This window comes from Pseudomonas sp. B21-041 (assembly GCF_024748675.1).
In the GTDB taxonomy this organism is placed as follows: Bacteria; Pseudomonadota; Gammaproteobacteria; order Pseudomonadales; family Pseudomonadaceae; genus Aquipseudomonas; species Aquipseudomonas neuropathica.
In genome coordinates this window covers 1,546,752-1,567,025 of the sequence record NZ_CP087175.1, presented here as the reverse complement: position 1 = coordinate 1,567,025, position 20,274 = coordinate 1,546,752, and the positions used below count along the sequence as shown (strand labels likewise).

Below are 20,274 nucleotides of genomic sequence, written 5' to 3'. Positions count from 1 at the left end.
CCTAGAGAGTTTAAATGAGCGAACTGGCGGAAAAAGTCCAACAGGATTTGGTTGCGGCCATCGATAACGATGACCTGGTTCTGCCCACGTTGCCGGAAGTGGCCCTGCAGATTCGCAAGGCTGCTGAAGACCCGGAAATCAGCGTCAGCGACCTGAGCAAAGTGATCGGCCGTGACACGGCACTGTCGGCGCGCCTGATCAAAGTGGTCAACAGCCCGCTGCTGCGCGCCGCGCAGGAAGTCACCGACCTGCACACAGCCATCACCCGGCTGGGCATCAACTACAGCAGCAACCTGGCCATCGGCCTGGTGATGGAGCAGATCTTCCACGCCCGCTCCGAAGTGGTCGAGCAGAAGATGCGCGAAGTCTGGCGCAAGAGCCTGGAAATTGCCGGGGTCAGTTACGCGTTGTGCCGCCGCTACACGCAACTCAAGCCCGATCAGGCAGCCCTTGGCGGGCTGGTGCATCAGATCGGGGTACTGCCGATTCTGACTTACGCCGAAGATCACTATGAGCTGCTGTCGGATCCGGTCAGCCTCAACCATGTGATCGACCATATTCACCCGTTGCTCGGCGACAAGTTGCTGCGCGTGTGGGAGTTTCCGGAACGATTGGTGGAGTTGCCGGGGCGCTATCAGGACTTCAAGCGCGACTCGACTGCAATTGACTATGTCGATCTGGTGCAGGTGGCGAGCCTGTATTGCCACAAGGGCACTGACCACCCGTTTGCGCGGATTGATCCACTGAGCGTGCCGGCGTTCAGGAAGCTTGGGATTGATCCGGAGAACAAAGCGTTGTGTGAAGATCTGGAAGAGTCGCGGACGATGTTTTACTGATCCGAGACCGCGCCGCCACATTCGCGAGCAGGCTCGCTCCCACAGGAAAATGCATTCCAGAGTGGGAGCGAGCCTGCTCGCGAAGGGGCCAGCAAAACCACCACAATCAGCCGGCAATAAAACTGACCCGCACCTTCAACCCCGCCTGCTCACCGTCATGCAAACTAATATGCGCCAGATGCGCCCGGCAGATCTCGCCAACAATCGCCAGCCCCAATCCTGAACCCGCCACCTGCTGATTACGCCGATAGAAACGCTCGAACACCCGATCGCGCTCTTCCAGCGGAATCCCCGGGCCGTCATCTTCCACTTCAAGCACCGCCGGCGCCGTCACCCGCAAAATCACGTTGCCGCCCGATGGCGTGTGCGCCAAGGCGTTGTCCACCAGATTGCTCAGCAACTCATTGAGCAACGTCGGTTCACCGCGCAGCCACACCGGTTCGTCCGCCTCTAGCGCCAGGGCCACCCCGCGCTTGTGCGCCAGTGGCGCCATGGCCATGCCCAGCTCTCGGGCCAACTGACTCAGATCGAGCAACTGCGCGCCGCCCTCGGCAATCGCCCGGGCGCCGTTTTCGACCCGCGCCAACGACAGCAACTGATTGGCCAGATGTGTCAGGCGATCAGTGCTTTGTGCCGAGGACTCCAGCGTCGAACGCCAGACCTCGGCATCATTGGAACGCAGGCCCAGCTCAAGCCGCGCCTTCAGCGCTGCCAAAGGCGTACGCAACTCATGGGCGGCATCGGCAATGAACTGCGCCTGCCGTTCAAACTGCCCGCGCAGACGCTCGGTGAAATGATTGAGCCCGCGCACCAGCGGCCACAGTTCATGCTGCACTTCAACCAATGGCAGCGGGCGCAAGTCGTCGGGCTGACGCTCTTCCACCGCCGTGCGCAAGCGCTCCAATGGGCGCAGTGCCGCACTGACCGCGAACCAGACCAGCAACAACGCGCCAATCGCCAACATACCCAAACGCAGCAAGGTATCGGCGGCCAGACTACGCGCCATGCTCACCCGCGCTTCGTCGGTTTCGGCCACGCGGATTTCCGCCATGCCGTTCATGTTCGGCTCGCTCACCGCTTTCAGCAGACTGACCACGCGCACGTTCTGACCGTTGTAGGTGGCGTTGTAGAAGCGCGCCAACGCGGGATAACTGTCCGTTCGCGGCGTCCCCGGCGGCGGGCCCGGGAGGTTTTCGTAGCCGGAAATCAGCTTCTGATGGATATCGTTGACCTGATAGTAAATCCGCCCGGCGCTGTCGTAAGCGAAGGTATCGAGTGCGACGTAGGGCACATCGGCGCTCAGTGTGCCGTCACGCTGCGACAGGCCCGCGGCGATGGTCCGCGCCGAGGCCAGCAACGTGCGGTCATACGCGGTGTCGGCGGCTTCGCGACCATTCCAGTACGCACTCAAACCGCTGGCGAGCATCAGTACCACCAGCAGCAATGCAAGGTTCCACAGCAAGCGCCAGCGCAGGCTGCTGGGCTTATGCATCGCGGCTTTCCAGCAGATAACCCAGACCACGGAACGTCACGATCGCCACTGGTTGGCCGTCGAGTTTCTTGCGCAAGCGGTGCACGTAGATTTCGATGGCATCGGGGCTGGCCTCTTCGTCGAGACCGAACACCTGGGACGCCAGTTGCTCCTTGCTCATCACCCGTCCCGGCCGGGCGATCAGCGCTTCCAGCACCGCTTGTTCGCGGGATGTCAGGGTCAGCAACTCTTCGCCGAGGGTGAAGCGCCGGGTGTCGAGGTCGTAGGCCAGCACACCGCAGCGCTGCTGGCGTTCACCACCGAGCACACTGCGGCGCAGCAAGGCTTTGACCCGTGCTTCCAGCTCAGTCAGCTCGAAAGGCTTGGCGAGGTAATCGTCGGCGCCCAGATTGAGGCCATGGACGCGATCCTTCACATCGCTGCGCGCCGTTAGCATCAACACCGGCAGATTTTTGCCGCGTGCGCGCAAACGCGCGAGCACCTCGAAACCGTCCATGCGCGGCAGGCCGACATCGAGGATCGCCACGGCGTATTCCTCACTGCCCAGCGCCAGATCGGCGGCCACACCATCGTGCAACACATCCACGGTCAGACCGGTGCTCTTGAGCGCCTGCGCAACGCTTTCAGCCAATTGCAGATGGTCTTCGACGAGCAGAACACGCATGGATTTTTACCTCGTTCAGGAATGGCCAACGCCACGCTTTGCCGCGGAGTTTACAGCCGCAACCGCCGCTGTGAAGCCCGAAAACCTTGAAAGTCAGCTGAAAGGTTAGCGAAAGGTTAGCTCGTTACAGTCGGCCCACGGACAGTTCCGACTGCCGTCGCTGATGCCACACAGCGTAAAGAAAAACGCCTCGAAGCGTTTTCGACCAATAAGAACAATAAACGGAGTAAACCCGCATGCCGTCCATGCAGCCTCAGGCCTCCACGCCTGTCCGCCCTTCCCGTTTCAGCCACACCGCCCTCGCCAGTGCCGCCGCCCTTGCCGGTTTTTCGCCGTTGAGTTTTGCCGACTTCATCGAAGACAGCAGCGCCACCTTCGAAACCCGCAACATGTATTTCAACCGCGACTTTCGCGATGGCACCAGCGCCCAGCAATCCAAGCGTGACGAATGGGCTCAAGGGTTCATGCTTAATCTGCAATCGGGTTACACCGACGGCACCGTGGGGTTCGGTGTCGATGCGCTGGGCATGCTCGGGGTCAAACTTGATTCAAGCCCGGACCGCACCGGTACCGGCCTGCTGCCGACCCATGATGACGGGCGCGCGGCGGATGAATACTCCAAAGTCGGCCTGACCGGCAAAGTGAAAATTTCCGCCACCGAGCTGAAAATCGGCAGCCTGATTCCTGAACTGCCGATCCTCAAGCCCAACGACGGGCGCATCCTGCCGCAGACCTTTGAAGGCGGCTTGCTGACCTCCAAAGAGATCAAGAACCTGACCTTCACCGGCGGCCGTCTGGAGAAAGCCAAGGATCGCGACAGCACCGATTTCGAGGACATCGCCCTCAACAACAAGAACAGCCGTTTTGCCGGCACCGCCGCTGGCAAGCACTTCGATTTTGGCGGCGTGGACTACAAGTTCACCGACAAGATCACCGGCAGTTACCACTTCGCCCAACTCGACGAAGTCTACAACCAGCACTTCTTCGGCCTCGTTGCCTCGCGACCTATGGGACCCGGTACGTTTGCCACCGACCTGCGTTTCGCCGTCAGTGATGATCAGGGCGCAGCCCGTGGCGGCGAGATCGACAACCGCTCGCTCAACGGTCTGGTCAGCTACGCGCTGAGCGGCCACAAGTTCAGCGCCGGTTACCAGCACATGTCTGGCGACAGTGCCTTCCCTTATGTCGATGGCAGCGACCCGTACCTGGTCAACTTCGTGCAGATCAACGATTTCGCCGGCGCTGAAGAGCGCTCCTGGCAGGCGCGCTACGACTTCGACTTCGCCAAACTCGGCATCCCCGGTCTTAGCTTCATGAGTCGCTACTTGAGCGGTGACAACATCAAGCTCAAGAACGGCGAGGAAGGCAAAGAATGGGAACGCAACACCGAGATCAAATATGTAGTACAAAGCGGCGCCTTGAAGGATGTCGCCGTGCGTTTGCGTAATGCCACTTACCGCTCCAATTACTCGGCTCGCGATGCTGACGAAGTGCGTTTGCTGGTGAGCTACAGCGTTGCCCTTTGGTAAATGCCCGTAAGTGAAAAACACGTCGAATAACAACAATGCCCGTGGAGAATCGAATGAACCTGTCACTGCGTAAAGTTGCACTGGCCGCCAGTTGCATCCTGTTTGCCGGCCAACTGATGGCCGAACCGAAACGTCCGGAATGTATCGCCCCGGCCTCCCCCGGCGGTGGTTTCGACCTGACCTGCAAACTGGTGCAGAGCGCACTGGTCAACCAGAAACTGCTGAGCAAACCGATGCGTGTGACCTACATGCCCGGCGGTGTCGGCGCGGTGGCCTACAACGCCGTGGTCGCGCAACGTCCGGCCGATGCCGGCACGCTGGTCGCGTGGTCGAGCGGTTCGCTGTTGAACCTGGCCCAGGGCAAGTTCGGTCGTTTCGATGAGACCAACGTGCGTTGGCTGGCAGCGGTCGGCACCAGCTACGGTGCCATTGCGGTGAAAAGCGATTCGCCCTACAAGACCCTCGACGATCTCGTTCAGGCTCTGAAGAAAGATCCAAGCTCAGTGGTGATCGGCTCCGGCGGCACCGTCGGCAGCCAGGACTGGATGCAAACCGCACTGATCGCCAAGGCTGCCGGGATCAACCCGCGCGACCTGCGTTACGTCGCGCTTGAAGGTGGCGGCGAAATCGCCACGGCCCTGCTCGGTGGTCACATCCAGGTCGGCAGTACCGACATCTCCGACTCCATGCCGCACATCCAGAGCGGTGACATGCGCCTGCTCGCGGTGTTCGCCGACAAGCGTCTCGACGAGCCGGAAATGAAAGACATTCCGACCGCTCGCGAACAAGGCTACGACATCGTCTGGCCAGTGGTGCGCGGCTTCTACCTGGGGCCAAAAGTCAGCGATGAAGACTACGCCTGGTGGAAAGACTCGTTCGACAAACTGCTGGCCTCCGACGAATTCGCCAAGCTGCGCGACCAGCGTGAACTGTTCCCGTTCGCCATGACCGGCCCGGAACTCGACACCTACGTGAAGAAGCAGGTTGCGGACTACAAAGTGCTGGCCAAAGAGTTCGGCCTGATTCAGTGATCGCCTCTGTCTAGCCGCTGCGTTCCCGGTTGCGGGGACGCGGCACAGGAGCTCCCATGCTTATTCAACGCATTTTCGCCTCCGTGCTGTTGCTGGTTTGCGCCGGCCTGGCACTGATGGCGTGGCCGTACCAAGCGGCTTTTTCCTACGAACCGGTGGGCCCGCGCGCCTTCCCTCTGTTGATGCTCGGCCTGATGGGCGCGGCGCTGCTGTACATGGTATTTCGCCCGGCGCCGATCAAACACAGTGAAGACGAGCCGCCACTGGATCGCGAAACCCTGACCAAGATCGCCATTTGCGTCGCACTGCTGCTGGTGTTCGCCGGTCTCTTCGAACCGCTGGGTTTCATCCTCAGCAGCATCCTTATCGGTATTCCAATGGCGCGCCTGTATGGCGGTCGCTGGATGCCGAGCATCGTGGTGACCACGCTGATGGCCATCGGTCTGTACCTGCTGTTCGACCGTGTGATGGACGTTCCGCTGCCCCTTGGCCTGCTCGACGTGCTGGAGAACTGATATGGATACCCTCGGTTATTTGGGTCAAGGCTTCGGCGTTGCGCTGAGCCCGTACAACCTGGTCACGGCCCTGACCGGCACGCTGATCGGCACCGTCGTCGGCCTGCTGCCGGGCCTTGGCCCGATCAATGGCGTGGCCTTGCTGATTCCGATTGCTTTTGCTCTCGGCCTGCCGCCGGAGTCGGCGTTGATTCTGTTGGCAGCGGTGTACCTGGGCTGTGAATACGGCGGACGGATCAGCTCGATCCTGCTGAACATTCCAGGCGAAGCATCGACCGTGATGACCACCCTCGACGGCTACCCGATGGCCCGCAAAGGCCTCGCTGGTGTCGCGCTGTCGCTGTCGGCGTGGAGTTCGTTTATCGGCGCGTTTATCGCCACCTGCGGCATGGTGCTGTTTGCGCCGTTGCTGGCGAAATGGGCGATAGCCTTCGGCCCGGCGGAATACTTCGTGTTGATGGTGTTTGCGATTGTCTGTCTCGGCGGTATGGCCGGTGATCGACCGTTGAAGACCTTCATCGCGGCGTTGATCGGCCTGTTCCTGTCGAGCGTCGGCATCGACGCCAACAGCGGCGTTTACCGCTTCACCGGTGACAACATCCACCTGACTGACGGCATTCAATTCGTTGTGCTGGTGCTCGGTCTGTTCTCGGTCAGTGAGATTCTGTTGCTGCTGGAGAAAACCCATCGCGGTCAGGAAGCGGTGAAAGCCACCGGGCGGATGATGTTCAACTTCAAGGAAGCGTCGTCGGTGTTCGTGGTGAACATCCGTTGCGGCCTGCTCGGTTTCATCATGGGCGTGCTGCCGGGTGCCGGCGCGACGCTGGCCAGCGCCGTGGCCTACATGACCGAAAAACGCATCGCCGGTGCCAGTGGCAAATTCGGTCAGGGCGACGCTCGTGGTCTCGCCGCGCCAGAAACTGCCATCGGTGCTTCGGCTTGTGGCGCACTGGTGCCAATGCTGACCCTCGGCGTTCCAGGTTCGGGCACGACCGCGGTGATGATCGGCGCTCTGTCGCTGTACAACATCACCCCGGGCCCACTGCTGTTCCAGCAACAACCGGACATCGTCTGGGGCCTGATCGCCTCGTTGTTCATCGCCAACATCATGCTGGTGATCCTCAACATCCCGATGATCCGCATCTTCACCCGCATCCTCGCCGTGCCGAACTGGGCACTGGTGCCGGTGATCGCGATCATCACCGGGATTGGCGTCTACGCGGTGCACGCCACCACGTTCGACCTGTTCCTGATGGTCGGCATCGGCATCTTCGGCTACATCCTGCGCAAGCTCGACTTCCCGTTGTCGCCAGTGCTGCTGGGCTTCATCCTCGGTGGTCTGATGGAGCAAAACCTGCGTCGGGCGCTGTCGATTTCCAACGGCGCGCTGGAAATTCTCTGGTCGAGCCCTATCACTTTCGGTGTCTGGGTGCTGACCGCGATCATGCTGCTGATGCCGCTGCTGCGCATCTGGCGCAAACGTTCGGTCGCGCGTCGCGCCATCGCCGATGTTTGATCGCGCCTCACTGAAATCCTGGTGGGGAACCCCGCTGGTCGGTCTGCTTGGCGGCTACCTCGCCAGCCAGATCGGCTGGCCACTGCCGTGGATGGTCGGCTCGTTGCTGGCGATCATCCTCGTGCGCTGCCTGACCCCGTGGCAACTCACGGAAATCCCTGGCGGCCGCAAGTGCGGCCAGTGGATTGTCGGCATCGGGATTGGCCTGCACTTCACCCCGGTGGTGATGGAGCAGGTGCTCAGTCATTTCGGTTTGATCTTCTTCGGTGCGCTGGTCACCAGTGTCTCGGCGGTGGTCGGCGTGTGGTTGATGCGCCGTACCGGTGAAGATCGCGCCACAGCGTTTTTCTCGAGCATGCCCGGCGGTTCCGGGGAGATGGTCAACCTCGGCGCCCGCAACGGCGCGATGCTCAGTCATGTTGCGGCAGGGCAGAGTTTGCGGGTGCTGGTGGTGGTGCTGTGTGTGCCGGCAGCGTTCAAGTACCTGCTCGGCGATGGCAACCCGATTTCTCACGCTGGCAGCGTCGATTGGCGCTGGCTGGCGATTCTGTTTCCGGCGGGCGGTTTGCTTGCGTGGCTCTGGCAGCGTTTGCGCCAACCCAATCCGTGGCTGTTCGGGCCGTTGCTGGTGAGTGCGGCGGTGAGCATTGGCTGGGATTTGCACATTGGTTTGCCCAATGGCGGCAGTCAGATTGGTCAGTGGCTGATTGGCAGCGGTCTGGGTTGTCACTTCAATCGGCAGTTCTTCCGCCGCGCGCCTTCGTTTATGGGGCGGACATTGATCGGCACGGCGCTGACCATGTTGATCGCGACGTTGGCGGCGTTGGGCTTGAGTGCGCTGACCCATCTGGATTTGCGTTCGCTGACACTGGGCATGATGCCCGGCGGGATTGCCGAGATGAGTCTGACGGCAGAGACGCTGCAATTGTCGGTGCCGTTGGTGACGGCGATGCAGGTGATGCGGTTGTTGTTTGTGCTGTTTCTGGCGGAGCCGTTGTTCAAGTACTGGAATCGTAATCCCGAGTAGCACCGAGTCGACTTCATCGCTGGCAAGCCAGCTCCCACAGGTTCTTGTGGCTGCCACAGACTATGGGCCCCCCCCAAAAACCTGTGGGAGCTGGCTTGCCAGCGATGGGGCCCTTCAGACCGTCATCAGATCGGAGGAAGCCGCCACTCGATCGGTGTTTCGCCATTCTGCTCGAGAAACTTGTTGGTCCGGCTGAAGTGTCCGCAACCCAAGAACCCGCGATATGCCGACAATGGTGACGGATGCACCGACGTCAGCACCAGATGCTTGGTCGCGTCGATCAGCTTCTGCTTGCTCTGAGCGTGCGCGCCCCAGAGCATGAACACCAGATGCGGCTGGCGCTCGCTGACCACCTCAATGATCCGATCAGTGAAGAACTGCCAGCCCTTGTCTTTATGCGCATTGGCGTTGGCGCGCTCGACGGTCATGGTGGTGTTGATCATCAACACGCCCTGATCGGCCCAGCTCTGCAGGTAGCCGTGATTGGGAATATCGATGTTCAGGTCGCGCTTCAACTCTTTATAGATGTTGACCAGCGACGGCGGCGCCGGCACGCCCGGTTGCACCGAAAAGCACAAGCCGTGGGCCTGGCCCGGGCCGTGATACGGGTCCTGGCCGAGGATCACCACCTTCACTTTATCCAGCGGCGTCGAGTTCAGCGCGTTGAAAATCATCGGTCCCGGCGGATAGATTTCCTTGCCGGCAGCCCGCTCCTGCTGCAGAAACTGGCGCAACTCTGCCATGTAAGGCTGGTCGAACTCAGCACGCAGTGCCTCCTTCCAGCTCGGTTCGAGTTTGATACGGTCGTCAGCAGTCATGGTCATACCCGGCAAAAACAATGGGGCGAACCCTAGGAAAGCCGACCACGCTTGTCAATTGATCTGATGCAGATCCGGCACTTTCCCACACAACGATCATACTGATCGTTCAAATTCCCGATCGAGGTCACGATGAATCTGCACTTCGAAGAACTCACCGGCACCGACGGCGCCCGCATCGGTATCGCCAGCCTGGATGCTGAAAAGTCGCTGAATGCGCTGTCCCTGCCGATGATCAATGCCCTCAGCGACAAGTTGAACGCCTGGGCCAAGGATCCACAAATCGTCTGTGTGCTGCTGCGCGGTAACGGCGCCAAGGCCTTCTGCGCCGGCGGCGAGGTGCGCAGCCTGGTCGAGGCCTGTCGCGCCCATCCCGGCGAAGTCCCGCCGCTGGCCGCGCAGTTTTTCGGCGCGGAATACCGCCTGGATTACAGCCTGCACACCTATCCAAAACCGCTGATCTGCTGGGGCCATGGCTACGTGCTCGGCGGCGGCATGGGCCTATTGCAAGGCGCCAGTACGCGGATCGTCACACCGAGCAGCCGTTTGGCCATGCCGGAAATTACCATCGGTCTGTATCCCGACGTCGGCGCCAGTTGGTTTCTCGCGCGGCTGCCGGGCAAGCTTGGCTTGTTTCTGGGCCTGACCGGTGCGCACATGAACGGTCGTGATGCGATCGATCTGGACCTGGCCGACCGCTTCCTGCTCGACGAACAGCAGCCGCAACTGATCGAAGGCCTGTTGCAGCTCAATTGGCAGGAACAGACCGACGTGCAACTCAACAGCCTGCTCAAGGCGTTGCAGCAGGAAGCCGTGGCGCAGATGCCCGAGGCGCAGTGGCTGCCACGTCGTCAGCAGATCGACGAACTGCTCGACGTCAGCGACGTTACCTGTGCGTGGAAAGCCATCAGCCTGCAGCGCGACAGCAGAGATCCGTTGATCGCGCGGGCGGCGAAAACCATGAGCGAAGGCTCGCCACTGACCGCGCATCTGGTCTGGGAACAGATCATCCGTGCCCGCCATATGTCGCTGGCCGAGGTCTTTCAGATGGAATACACCCTGAGCCTCAATTGCTGCCGGCATCCGGAGTTCAGCGAAGGGGTTCGCGCGCGGTTGATCGATAAGGATCAGAAGCCGCACTGGCATTGGCCGGATATCAACAATGTGCCGGATGCGGTGGTTGAGGCGCACTTTCACAAGGTCTGGGAGGGGCGGCATCCGTTGGCGGATTTGACGCAGTATTGAACTGACGCGATGCTCGCGATGAGGACTGGATTCCCATCGCGAGCTGGCTCAATTGGTCGCCATACGACTCAGACATTCAGCTCGTAAAACTGAATGATCTCCGTCATCGCCCGCTGCGCTTCTTCGTCGCCCTTTATCAGAATGTCTTCGACATTCCTCAATGGCGGAAGAGGGTGCAGACGTTCAGCAATCTGCATCGCGCTGTAGTCTTGAGTCGCTGTTCCTTCGTTGTTTGAGTCGGCGGGCCGCCATCTTCCCCTTGCGAATCACCAGCAGAGATCAATCTCCAGGTTTCATAGGGCGGCGCTCCACCCAACAGGCTGAATCCGACGGTCCCGGACCAACCGGCGTTATGGCTCACGGCTGTATCCTTCTCTCCGCAAGCCTCACTAAACAGTGCCTTGCCGATCGCACTGGCATCAATCTCTGCAATCTGGCTGATGGATGGAACCGTCCAGGGTGCCAGCCGACCCGCGAGGGATCCGTCGATCAAGGTATTGATGAAATTGGCGGCGACCTGATTCGATGACAGCTGCATCAGGTTTTCACTGAAGATTTTATTCAATCTCAGTTCACCTTGCCGAGAGGTGTAGCCGCGAATCAGGGCGGAGTAGGCACCGTTTCCACCGTTGGCATCAATGGCCACGGCAAGCCAGAGCCTGGCGCTTTTCAGAATTTCTCCCGCTTCATTATCGACAACGATAACCTCAGAAACTCTTCCGCCAATAATATCGAATAGTTTTTGATACAGGGGAGCGCAGCTAGCCCCTGTTAATTTCAGCGCAAGATATTCGATATCTTCAGAATCGAACATCAGCCCCTTACAAATATTTGCTGCATTTAAAATTTCTGACTTTTCCAGATCATTAAAAACATAACTCATCGTTACTTCCTTGTAATAACAGAGCGTGAAAGATAGCTACTGAGAAACTTAAGCATTTCAGGTGATTCGCGTAATGACGACAGACCGAGACTTACCCGACCGTGCCCTCCGGTAAAGTCAAAGCTGTGTAATTCCACGGTGCAAAAAAAATTCAAACTTCCAAAATCCAGGTTTTCCAATTCGGCCCTGCTGAGCTTTGCCAATTTCTCGTCGGTCAGTTCTTCCTCAGCAGCGGGGCGAATCAAGCCGTTACAGCTTATCAATCGAGGAGTGCCATCACGCCGCGGCCAGTCAGCAATGACAAACTTTCGAACGGAAGCCTCATTCTTGAAATGCGGCGGAGGTGCATTCAGCCAAAGTTCCAGTCCAGGATAATTTTTCAACTTCACAATCAACTCATCCGGCCAGTTGACGTGCCGATAGCCCCGTTCATGGGGTTCAGTGTTTTCTTTTTTTGTATAAAGCCCAGCGTTCAGTTTATAAAGACGCCAACTTTCAGGAGTCGGCGTTACACTCTGATCGTGGTACGACCGTATCTCCGTCCCGGTCCACCAGAAATGCCCCTTGAGCGTATTGGCCAGACACGCTTTCTTATTCGCCAGTTCAGGCATGCCCACATAAAACTCCGGGACCAGAGTCTTATCCACATAGCTACCGCCCAGTATGGGCACCTGCTTCATGCTCGCCAGCTTCTTTTGGCAGGCCTCCTGATCCGCGTAATAGATTGCCATCGCCGCGGCGACTTCTTCTTCACGGATATAAAAATCCACCACGCAATAACAGGCATAAATAAACAAGCCGTATTTCAACAACTTCTTAAACCATTTAATCAATTGCTTATACGACATCCGGAGCATTTCAAACCTCCCTGCCAAACTGAGGAGCAGGCTGTTTCTTGAGATACCCGGATGTCGCGTTCTCAAACACCTCAAAGTATTGTTTCGTGCCGTACTCCACATTAAATCTGCTCGCCGTCAACTTCGCAGCGCTGCGAAGGCGGTCGTACTCACCAGCGGATTCAAGAACCCTGGCAATACGTTTGGCAATAGCGTGATGATCGAAGACGTCCACCAGCAACCCATTGTGACCATCAACGATCACCTCCCTTACCGGAGCCGTATCCGACGCTACTACCACACACTCAGACGCCATCGCCTCCAGTAACGACCACGACAAAACAAACGGATACGTCAAATAAACATGGACTTTCGAACATTCCAGAACTGCCCGGTAAGTCTGGTAAGGAAGCTTCCCTGTGAAATGCACCCTGGAGTCATCGAAACTTACCTCTGCCTCCATCCTGCTGCGCCAATTTGCAAAGCCAACCGGCTTACACCCGTAACTGACGTCATCACCGCCTACTATGATTATCTGTGCATCGGGACACTCAGCCTGAATATGCGGGATCGCTCGCATAAAACTGTGAAACCCGCGATAAGGCTCAAGATTCCTCGCGACATAAGTAACGATCGGCTGCCCGGTTCTCAGTTCGACGCCATTGGGCAACCTGACGGCCCCCGCTTTCGCCAAGCAAGAACTTTGAATGACGCCCTCGTGAATAACCCGAATGGCCGGCTGATAAGCTGCAGGAAACAGACTGCGCTGCCACCGCGTGGGCGCAATGGCAATGTCACATTGCTCAAGATTCAAAAGATGCAGCGAATTGAGCACTCGCAGCCTTGATGACTCTCTTGTTGCTCGCGGGAATTCAGGGTCGAACCCGGAATCTGCGCCCTGCGCCCGATAGTAATATTCGCAATAGTGAATAAGCGGCGCGTCAGGATAGACATCCTTGACGAAGAGCGTTTCCCCCCATCCGGGATGAGCGAGAATTACGTCCGGCCGATAACCCGAATGTTTCAGCCGGCTCAGAATTTCAAAAACCTTCTGTCCATCAGTCACCGCTTGTTCGTAACGGGTCAGGTAGGGGTGAATACCGCCCGGTGCTCGGCTGGCAGCGCGGTATCGATATATTTTCACCCCTGCGATACCCGGCGCCGTATCCCGACCTATCGCCAAAACCTCATAACGCCTGTCAATCGCCGCCAGCACTACATGACGGAACTGGCCTGGAAAGTTTTGGTGAATCACAAGAAGCTTCATAGCGGCATCGTCCTTTTATTCGCCGCTGTTGAACTGAGTTTTGCTCACCTCGATCGGCACGAACAGACGCTAACAAATGCAAGGAAATGAAACTGTAGGAAGCGTCTGGGAATGCCCTAGGAGATGGCTAACGGGGCGACTTTTTCGACGGGCATAAAAAGCGGCGCAGGGCTCATCTGACCTGTACGCAAAGACTCATACTTGGTTTATGGCGTTTATTCACGGAGTGTTTTTACACTCGTGAACGCTGGAAGCGCCAACCTGCGCGCTTCCAAGGATGACTCTTTGACTATGGACAGTCTCATGATGGCCAACACCCTCGTACTCACACCTTCGCAGACTCGACGGCTCTCCCCTGACGATCAATCCACGCCAGGACCTGATGACATCGACTCCCCGGCTACTCCCCTGGCTAACTTGGGTGGAGCGTTGTCCTGGCCCATTCCCCTGAGTGCGGACGAACAACGCCGCTTGCGTCTGATCACCATGAGCCATGCACACCATTTGGGCGACCAGCCGCTGGTGATGCAGATCAAGGGCGGTGTGCTGGAGTTCTTGCGTTATGACCACCCTATTCCCGAGAACGTGACAGACGACCCTGCAAAGATGCTCGACGCGCTGCTCCGCTCCCCGCAAGGGCAACTGATGGGCAAAACGCTGCAACAGAGAATGCAAGGCATCGACAGCGATAGCAGCGTTATGGATTACCTGCTGGCGGGGATCGCACTGCAGATGGATCCTGAGTCGATCACCGCCCCCCTTCGCAACAAGACAGCTGGCTTGGATCTGGCCAGCAATCGACATTGCGGCCGGCATGCATCTGCAGTCATCGATGACCTCGCCGAACACTTAAGCCGTGAAGGCAGAACCAGCGCTGCCTTGGCGAAAACCGGCGCATACCTTTTGCTAGGCAGGTCGGCACCGCAGTTTCTGATTGCAGACATTCCCCGAAATGTGAAAGTTGGCAGTCTGGCCTGGGCCAACCTGACCATGGCGGCAATGGCCATCGAGGCACAAACACCTGGCAAAGTCCCCGGCCTGACGTTTGCCCAAGTCATGAGCAAGGCTGAAAGTGCTCGCCGGGCTGACCCGGCATCGACTCAACGCATTCAGACAGCCGTATTACGCGATTGGGCTGTCACCAACGAAATCATCCTGAAAAGAAACGATGACGCCTACACCGAAGGACAACTTGAAACGATAAGAGCGACATTTAACCAAGAGCTTGAAGAGCGGCTTGCTGCCGCCAGGATTCTGGACAAAGCATTACCGACACGAAAAGACATTGCCCTGGCCCTGCTGATAGAGCGGTTTAGCGATCTGGGCACGCTTTTCGAAGTCAAGGCTCTCCACACGGATACGTATCGTGGCGAGAGTGGACAGACGGGTTTCAGTGGCATCCATTCGCTTCTGGATTACGCAATGATGGACTTGCCGAATCCGCGTCCACTTGCATCAAGTGATACCCGCCTCCCACTCGAGGCATTGAATAACAACCCGACGTTCGGTGTGCAGGAAGCCTTCGACCGGCAGTTCGCCCGCTCAATTCTGGATAAAAAGGCCGCCGTCAATACAACGATCAGGCACATGATCTCCCTGCTCCCACTAGAAGACAAAAAGAATTTCGAGTTTGGAAAAGTCAGCTTTTTCCAACAAGGTTCATTTGTCTCGGATGGATTTTTCAATCATACCCCTTGCCCCAACGAGCCCGGGCTGCTCATCAGGACGGAGCTGAGCGGCACGTTCCAGGCGTACGAAATCAACATCAATAAAGACACGATTGAACGGACGGCCCTGCACAAGGCAAAGCAACAGGAATCAAGGGAGGCCAACAAATACTTCACGACCAAAGAGCTTGTCCCCCGTGAAGCGGCAAATGAACTGGGTCGCGAGCTCGCTTTAAGCGAATCACTGGTGAGCAGTTTCAGCAGCGCGCGGTCCCGTGCGATTGCCGACACCTTTGTGCAACATCTGGATCTGGATGACCCCGCAATCAAAGAGCTCGCACGCGGGCAAACCCCAATGGACGAATATTACCGGCCCAAACCGCTGGGTGAGTTTTTGTTGAACCTGATCCCCTTCAGATCCGCCATTGTCAATTTTCAGAAGGGCAACTACGGCGAGGCGGTGTTTGATCTCACTGTGGATGTATTCGGTTTTCTCACGGCGGGCGTCGCCACGGCAGGAAAACTGATCAGAATCGGCAGGACTGCTCTGTCCACCGGCGCCAAGGCATTGAAGACCGCCCATGTCATCGGTGTCGCCACCATTGATGTGCTCAACCCGGTGGGTGGCTTGAGTGATCTGGCCAGACTCGTGGGCACCGGTGGCCTTTATCTGCTGTCCAGAGGCGCCAAAGCCGTCAACCGGCTCAGGGGGACCGCCAACAGTTACGATGTCTTGAAAGCGCTCAGCAAACAGTACGACGCGGCGGCAACGGGCACCGTAAAAGTAACCGGCCAGACTGTGGAAGGTGCGGCCGTGCTGAAGAGCGGTCAATGGTATTCATTTGATGCCGACACGATGCGACCTTACGGCAGCCCGCTCGAGGAATTCGCTGTCGCCACCCAGGCGGTCGCCGGAGAAGTGCTCGCTGCACACATCGATGATTGGGACGAACTGAGCCATACCTTGTTCAGCCGCTACAGTGTGCCCGATTCCAGAATCGCCGGGCTCTCTCGCAACAGCCAAGGGGTGTATGTTGCCGCCGACGGACACCTCTCCCACATACGCCATACCGATGGCAGCGGTACCACGGCGGTGTACGAGGTCAGGCAAGTCACTCGCACGGAAGACGGCGTCGTGCGTGCGCGGGTGTATCACGACAACCGGCAAACCAGTCTGCTGGTCCAGCATCTCCAGGGTGATCAGTGGCAACGACTGGGATTGTTTGGTGGGGGGCAGATCACGGCGGATCACTTGCGGGCCTGGGAGGCGTTGCCGCAAGCGGAACAGAAGAGGCTGACCATTCGGGGCTTTGCGCTACAGAACGGAGTGTCGGCCAAAACCTTTGCGTACTACGTAGAACCCGAGGGTCAGTTGAGCGCTGCCGGCTTGCTCATGCGTAACCGACCTGCCAACACCCCTTTCAACAAGGTGACTCATGTACATGTCCGTGACTGGCAAACCATGACACAGCCGGCGCGTGACGCAATGACCATGGAAGGATTTGCCGGCCACCACCACCTTAATCCGATCTCGTTCAAAACTTATGTGCGAGCCGACGGGCTCGGGCCCGCGGGTGAAACGCTGCTGAACAGGGCGGCCGGCAGCTCTTACAACGCGCTTACCGATGACCATTTACGCACGTGGAAAGGATTGTTCGAGAAACCGGACAACTCGGTCACACCGCAAGAGTTCATACGTGAACACGGGCTCAGCCCGAACTCTTGGAGACTTCACGTTAAAGTTGATGGCACCCTGAAAGATGAGACTGTGCAGCGTCTTGATCAAGCTCGGCAGACGTCCGCCGTGCCGCTCGCTGCGACGCCAGCCCGTTTACCGGCGCGGGTTCCGGGGGGACCGGAGGAGAAGATCACTGCCGAGCATCTACTGAGTTGGGAGGCGGTGTCGCGTAACGAACAGGGGAACACGAGTCGTGCAGACTTTGCCCGGCAACATAACCTGTCCCAGACAACTTTTGAATACTACGTGCAACCTGACGGCCAACTGAGTGCTACGGGCGCCATTGTGCGCAACCGCCCCGCCAATATGCCCTTCGACAAGGTGACCCAAACGCATATCGATCATTGGCAAAACATGACGCAACGAGCGCGTGACGCAATGACCATGGAGGGATTTGCCGGTCATCATCACCTTCATCCGGGGACGTTCAAAAGCTTTGTGCGGCGCAATGGAAGCTTGGGGCCCGCCGGTAAAGCGCTATTGAACAGAGCAACCGGCACCGCCTATAACGCGATTACCGATGATCATCTACGCGAGTGGAGCCGGCAATTCGGGCAACCGGATAATTTGGTCACGGCAGCGGAGTTCGTCAGTCAACATGGATTTAGCCCAACCTCTTGGCATGCGCAAGTAAGAGCTAATGGATCTTTACGAGATGCGACTGCGCAGCGTCTCTATCCAGCAGGGCGCGACGTCGCACTACTCCCCTCCGCGCCCCAAAAAACTGATGCAATTGCGAGCCTGCCGGCTCATGTGCCAGGCCGGCGTAGTGAGTTAATCACTGCTGAGCACTTATTGGCTTGGGAAGCATTACCGCGAGCAGAACAGCTGTCGCTTACCCGCGAGGGTTTTACCCGCCAGAAAGGGCTATCCGGCAAAACCTTTGCGTACTATGTGGAGCCTGACGGACAGTTGAGCGCCGCGGGCATGATCGTGCGTGAACGCCCCGCCGGCACACCCGTCAATCAGGTGACCGGTGCGCATATTCGTGATTGGCAAGCCATGACACAACCGTTGCGTGATGCAATGACCATGGAGGGATTTGCCGGTCTTCATCACCTTCATCCGGGTCTGTTTAAAAGTATTGTCCGGCAAAATGGAAGCCTGGCACCTGCCGGTGAAGCGATGTTGAACAGGGCGGCAGGCGTTGCTTACAACTCGATTAGAGATGAGCATCTAAGCCAGTGGAAAATGCTCTTCGAGAAGTCGGGCAACACAGTCACAGTAGAAGAATTCGTACGCCAGCACGGATTAAGCCCCAACTCTTGGCGACGACTTGTCAGAGCTAATGGACTCTTAAAAGATACCGCTGTGCGGCGTCTCGAACAGGCAGGGAGAAACACCACATTGTCTCCCGCGCCTCAACAAATCGAGACAAGTTCGGGACAAAAGCGGCCTGCACAGGAATCTGTCGACCCGACCCAGCCGAAGAAGTCTGCCGACACACCACAAAACTCAGAACAGGCTCCCGGCCCCTCCTCGGACATCCTGCCTGTCGCAATCAAGGTTGAAACCGGAACGTCCTCGTCATTGCCTCATCAGGTCGACAACACATTGCCAATCCTGCAGGACCCAAAGAACCCCAGGCTCAGTTTGACCCATGCATTAGAGGGGCCGATAGATGACATCCGTATCGCCCACTGGAATGGCTTGCTTGACGGTCTCGATAACGCAAGCAAAAAAAACGTTTCAAGCCAGATCAAGGAATCGATCAAAGACTGGTTGCGTACCGAAGGACAGCATCAATCGCGGTTTGATCAAACTCTGGAAGTGTTCACGGCACTGGATGACGGCCCCAATCGCGGCGCGTCAGTGTGGGCACGACGCGATATTGCCAAATTTGAAGTGCTAGGACCGTACGCAGGCAAGTTTCATGAATCAGATGCGTCGTTGTTTCAGGAGATACGCAAACAAGGTTCACGGGCTGTACTGACTTACTTGTTCGGCACACGCTCGGGCAATCGCTCGGTGAGTGGGCTGCACACGGGCAATACCCTGAGCCTGATCAATACCTCACAACTGGGCAATGAGCCGGCATGGAAGTCGAACAACGTCATTTCCATTGCCGCGGGAAAAAACCTGACGTTCTACGTGGCGCTAGAGGACATCAGCAAGGGTGATGAATTACTGATGGATTACGGCCTGCTCTATCAGCCCGTGCCTGATATAGCGGTCAAACAGGACCCTGGTCGCTGACTGCCCGTTGAGGCGTCAAAGCGACGACGGCCATTGATCCTTGGGTGCGCTGTACGGTGGCGCCTTAATCCTGACGATATTCCCGGGCACAAAAAAGCGGCGCTAATTGCGCCGCTTTCATTTGCGTGAATCTACCAGCGGTTGCCACGCCCGTTATGGTCGCCGCGTCCACTGTGTCGGTCGTAGTTACCGCGACCGCGGTGATCGTTATCCCAACCGCCGCGACGATGACCATCCCAACGCCCGCGATCGTTGCCGTGCCAGCGACGGCTTTCGTAATAACGTGGAGCCGGTTGGTAGTAACGCGGCGCCGATTGGTAATAGCGCGGTTGCTGGTAGTACCGCGGGGCTGGCTGGTAGTAGCGTGGCTGCGCGTAATACCTGCTGCCACCGTTGTAATACGTGCCACCCGTGTTGTAGTAGGCCGGTGCAGGTGATGTGTAGACCTCTGAGCTGTAATACGAGTCCGCGTAAGAGTACGGGACGCAACCGGCAACGGAAAACATCATCGCAGCAAGTAGAAGAATTCGTCTATACATGGCGGCCTCCTGGACCGCGGGTTGGCCACACCAGCGACGCTGGCAGGCGACAGTCATTTAATCGGTGACTGTCGAAAAATCAGACAGCGTTTTCGGCATCTGGTGCGTTGCTGCAACAAGTTGAAACAAGTGATCTATGAAACCTTGTTCATCCGCAAAAACGCTGTCATTCAGCCGCTGATTAATGGTGCCCACCGTGATATCCGCCGCCGTGATAACTCCGTCCGTAACCGCCTCGATACCCGTAGCCACCGTAGTAATAACGCGCGCCGCCGTAGTAGCGGGGGCCGTAATAATTGCCGTACGGATAAGGTGAGTAATAGCCGGGATAGTAATAAGTGGCTGGGTAACCGCCGTAGGGTCCGGCGTAGTAGTAACAACCGGACAGACCCAAACCGAGCACCGCTCCCAGCAGCACCCTTCGCAATGTTTTTTGAATAAGCATGGCGGCCTCCTGAAAGACCCGCGACAGCAG

At 57.9% G+C, this 20,274-nt stretch carries 16 protein-coding genes; 8 read left to right on the top strand and 8 right to left on the bottom strand.

Translation table 11 applies throughout. The features are described from left to right. Window positions 1-14: 14 nt before the first annotated feature. Entirely contained in the window at window positions 15-836 is an 822-nt protein-coding gene (locus LOY43_RS06955) for an HDOD domain-containing protein (protein ID WP_093438380.1), read from the top strand. Window positions 837-942: 106 nt separating this feature from the next. Here LOY43_RS06955 and LOY43_RS06950 read toward each other — a convergent pair whose 3' ends face one another. Next, window positions 943-2,328 (bottom strand): sensor histidine kinase, encoded by a 1,386-nt coding sequence (locus LOY43_RS06950; protein WP_258709394.1) that lies wholly within the window; start codon window positions 2,326-2,328, stop codon window positions 943-945. Beyond that, on the bottom strand, window positions 2,321-2,992 hold the full coding sequence (locus LOY43_RS06945) for a response regulator (RefSeq protein ID WP_007911422.1): 672 nt from the start codon (window positions 2,990-2,992) through the stop codon (window positions 2,321-2,323). The genes LOY43_RS06950 and LOY43_RS06945 overlap by 8 nt, the downstream gene beginning before the upstream one ends. A 236-nt stretch (window positions 2,993-3,228) precedes the next feature. On the opposite strand from LOY43_RS06945, the gene LOY43_RS06940 reads away from it, so the two are divergent. From LOY43_RS06940 to LOY43_RS06920, 5 genes are read left to right on the top strand one after another with little or no spacing between them, the layout of a single operon-like run. Beyond that, complete coding sequence (locus LOY43_RS06940) at window positions 3,229-4,521, top strand: OprD family porin (protein WP_038358338.1); 1,293 nt, start codon at window positions 3,229-3,231, stop codon at window positions 4,519-4,521. A 53-nt stretch (window positions 4,522-4,574) separates the two neighbouring features. Further along, on the top strand, window positions 4,575-5,552 hold the full coding sequence (locus LOY43_RS06935; RefSeq protein ID WP_034153137.1) for a tripartite tricarboxylate transporter substrate binding protein: 978 nt from the start codon (window positions 4,575-4,577) through the stop codon (window positions 5,550-5,552). Between the two features lie 56 nt (window positions 5,553-5,608). Next, window positions 5,609-6,067, top strand: a complete 459-nt coding sequence (locus LOY43_RS06930; RefSeq protein ID WP_007911434.1) for a tripartite tricarboxylate transporter TctB family protein — start codon at window positions 5,609-5,611, stop codon at window positions 6,065-6,067. Between the two features lies 1 nt (window position 6,068). Next, complete coding sequence (locus LOY43_RS06925) at window positions 6,069-7,583, top strand: tripartite tricarboxylate transporter permease (RefSeq protein WP_007911435.1); 1,515 nt, start codon at window positions 6,069-6,071, stop codon at window positions 7,581-7,583. Next, window positions 7,576-8,610 carry an AbrB family transcriptional regulator gene (locus LOY43_RS06920; protein ID WP_095119120.1) on the top strand — a complete coding sequence of 345 codons (1,035 nt, stop codon included), beginning with the start codon at window positions 7,576-7,578 and terminating at the stop codon, window positions 8,608-8,610. Before LOY43_RS06925 ends, LOY43_RS06920 begins: the two co-directional genes overlap by 8 nt. 125 nt (window positions 8,611-8,735) lie before the next feature. On the opposite strand, the gene ung is transcribed toward LOY43_RS06920, so the two are convergent. Continuing rightward, on the bottom strand, window positions 8,736-9,428 hold the full coding sequence (ung, locus tag LOY43_RS06915; RefSeq protein WP_108225992.1) for a uracil-DNA glycosylase: 693 nt from the start codon (window positions 9,426-9,428) through the stop codon (window positions 8,736-8,738). A 132-nt stretch (window positions 9,429-9,560) separates the two neighbouring features. Here ung and LOY43_RS06910 point away from each other — a divergent pair, with 132 nt between their 5' ends. Beyond that, the gene (locus tag LOY43_RS06910) at window positions 9,561-10,673 is read left to right on the top strand and encodes an enoyl-CoA hydratase/isomerase family protein (RefSeq protein ID WP_220558268.1); all 1,113 of its coding nucleotides are present in this window, start codon (window positions 9,561-9,563) and stop codon (window positions 10,671-10,673) included. Window positions 10,674-10,830: 157 nt separating this feature from the next. On the opposite strand, the gene LOY43_RS06905 is transcribed toward LOY43_RS06910, so the two are convergent. From LOY43_RS06905 to LOY43_RS06895, 3 genes are read right to left on the bottom strand one after another with little or no spacing between them, the layout of a single operon-like run. Beyond that, complete coding sequence (locus LOY43_RS06905; RefSeq protein WP_258709393.1) at window positions 10,831-11,556, bottom strand: hypothetical protein; 726 nt, start codon at window positions 11,554-11,556, stop codon at window positions 10,831-10,833. Window positions 11,557-11,558: 2 nt separating this feature from the next. Beyond that, window positions 11,559-12,413, bottom strand: coding sequence for a hypothetical protein (locus LOY43_RS06900; protein WP_258709392.1), 855 nt, complete (start codon window positions 12,411-12,413; stop codon window positions 11,559-11,561). A 1-nt stretch (window position 12,414) separates the two neighbouring features. Next, on the bottom strand, window positions 12,415-13,659 hold the full coding sequence (locus tag LOY43_RS06895) for a glycosyltransferase family 4 protein (protein ID WP_258709391.1): 1,245 nt from the start codon (window positions 13,657-13,659) through the stop codon (window positions 12,415-12,417). Between the two features lie 303 nt (window positions 13,660-13,962). Here LOY43_RS06895 and LOY43_RS06890 point away from each other — a divergent pair, with 303 nt between their 5' ends. Continuing rightward, complete coding sequence (locus LOY43_RS06890) at window positions 13,963-19,260, top strand: SET domain-containing protein-lysine N-methyltransferase (RefSeq protein ID WP_258709390.1); 5,298 nt, start codon at window positions 13,963-13,965, stop codon at window positions 19,258-19,260. Between the two features lie 131 nt (window positions 19,261-19,391). Here LOY43_RS06890 and LOY43_RS06885 read toward each other — a convergent pair whose 3' ends face one another. Continuing rightward, window positions 19,392-19,799, bottom strand: a complete 408-nt coding sequence (locus tag LOY43_RS06885) for a hypothetical protein (RefSeq protein WP_095125587.1) — start codon at window positions 19,797-19,799, stop codon at window positions 19,392-19,394. Between the two features lie 181 nt (window positions 19,800-19,980). Continuing rightward, window positions 19,981-20,244 carry a hypothetical protein gene (locus LOY43_RS06880; protein ID WP_095049206.1) on the bottom strand — a complete coding sequence of 88 codons (264 nt, stop codon included), beginning with the start codon at window positions 20,242-20,244 and terminating at the stop codon, window positions 19,981-19,983. Between the last annotated feature and the right edge of the window lie 30 nt (window positions 20,245-20,274).

Coding starts and splice junctions, on each gene's coding strand:
- LOY43_RS06890 (WP_258709390.1), top strand. CDS start 13,963: ATGATGGCCAACACCCTCGTACTCACACCTTCGCAGACTCGACGGCTC.
- LOY43_RS06930 (WP_007911434.1), top strand. CDS start 5,609: ATGCTTATTCAACGCATTTTCGCCTCCGTGCTGTTGCTGGTTTGCGCC.
- LOY43_RS06910 (WP_220558268.1), top strand. CDS start 9,561: ATGAATCTGCACTTCGAAGAACTCACCGGCACCGACGGCGCCCGCATC.
- LOY43_RS06955 (WP_093438380.1), top strand. CDS start 15: ATGAGCGAACTGGCGGAAAAAGTCCAACAGGATTTGGTTGCGGCCATC.
- LOY43_RS06895 (WP_258709391.1), bottom strand. CDS start 13,659: ATGAAGCTTCTTGTGATTCACCAAAACTTTCCAGGCCAGTTCCGTCAT.
- LOY43_RS06885 (WP_095125587.1), bottom strand. CDS start 19,799: ATGTATAGACGAATTCTTCTACTTGCTGCGATGATGTTTTCCGTTGCC.
- LOY43_RS06920 (WP_095119120.1), top strand. CDS start 7,576: ATGTTTGATCGCGCCTCACTGAAATCCTGGTGGGGAACCCCGCTGGTC.
- LOY43_RS06905 (WP_258709393.1), bottom strand. CDS start 11,556: ATGAGTTATGTTTTTAATGATCTGGAAAAGTCAGAAATTTTAAATGCA.
- LOY43_RS06950 (WP_258709394.1), bottom strand. CDS start 2,328: ATGCATAAGCCCAGCAGCCTGCGCTGGCGCTTGCTGTGGAACCTTGCA.
- LOY43_RS06880 (WP_095049206.1), bottom strand. CDS start 20,244: ATGCTTATTCAAAAAACATTGCGAAGGGTGCTGCTGGGAGCGGTGCTC.
- ung (WP_108225992.1), bottom strand. CDS start 9,428: ATGACTGCTGACGACCGTATCAAACTCGAACCGAGCTGGAAGGAGGCA.
- LOY43_RS06935 (WP_034153137.1), top strand. CDS start 4,575: ATGAACCTGTCACTGCGTAAAGTTGCACTGGCCGCCAGTTGCATCCTG.
- LOY43_RS06945 (WP_007911422.1), bottom strand. CDS start 2,992: ATGCGTGTTCTGCTCGTCGAAGACCATCTGCAATTGGCTGAAAGCGTT.
- LOY43_RS06925 (WP_007911435.1), top strand. CDS start 6,069: ATGGATACCCTCGGTTATTTGGGTCAAGGCTTCGGCGTTGCGCTGAGC.
- LOY43_RS06940 (WP_038358338.1), top strand. CDS start 3,229: ATGCCGTCCATGCAGCCTCAGGCCTCCACGCCTGTCCGCCCTTCCCGT.
- LOY43_RS06900 (WP_258709392.1), bottom strand. CDS start 12,413: ATGCTCCGGATGTCGTATAAGCAATTGATTAAATGGTTTAAGAAGTTG.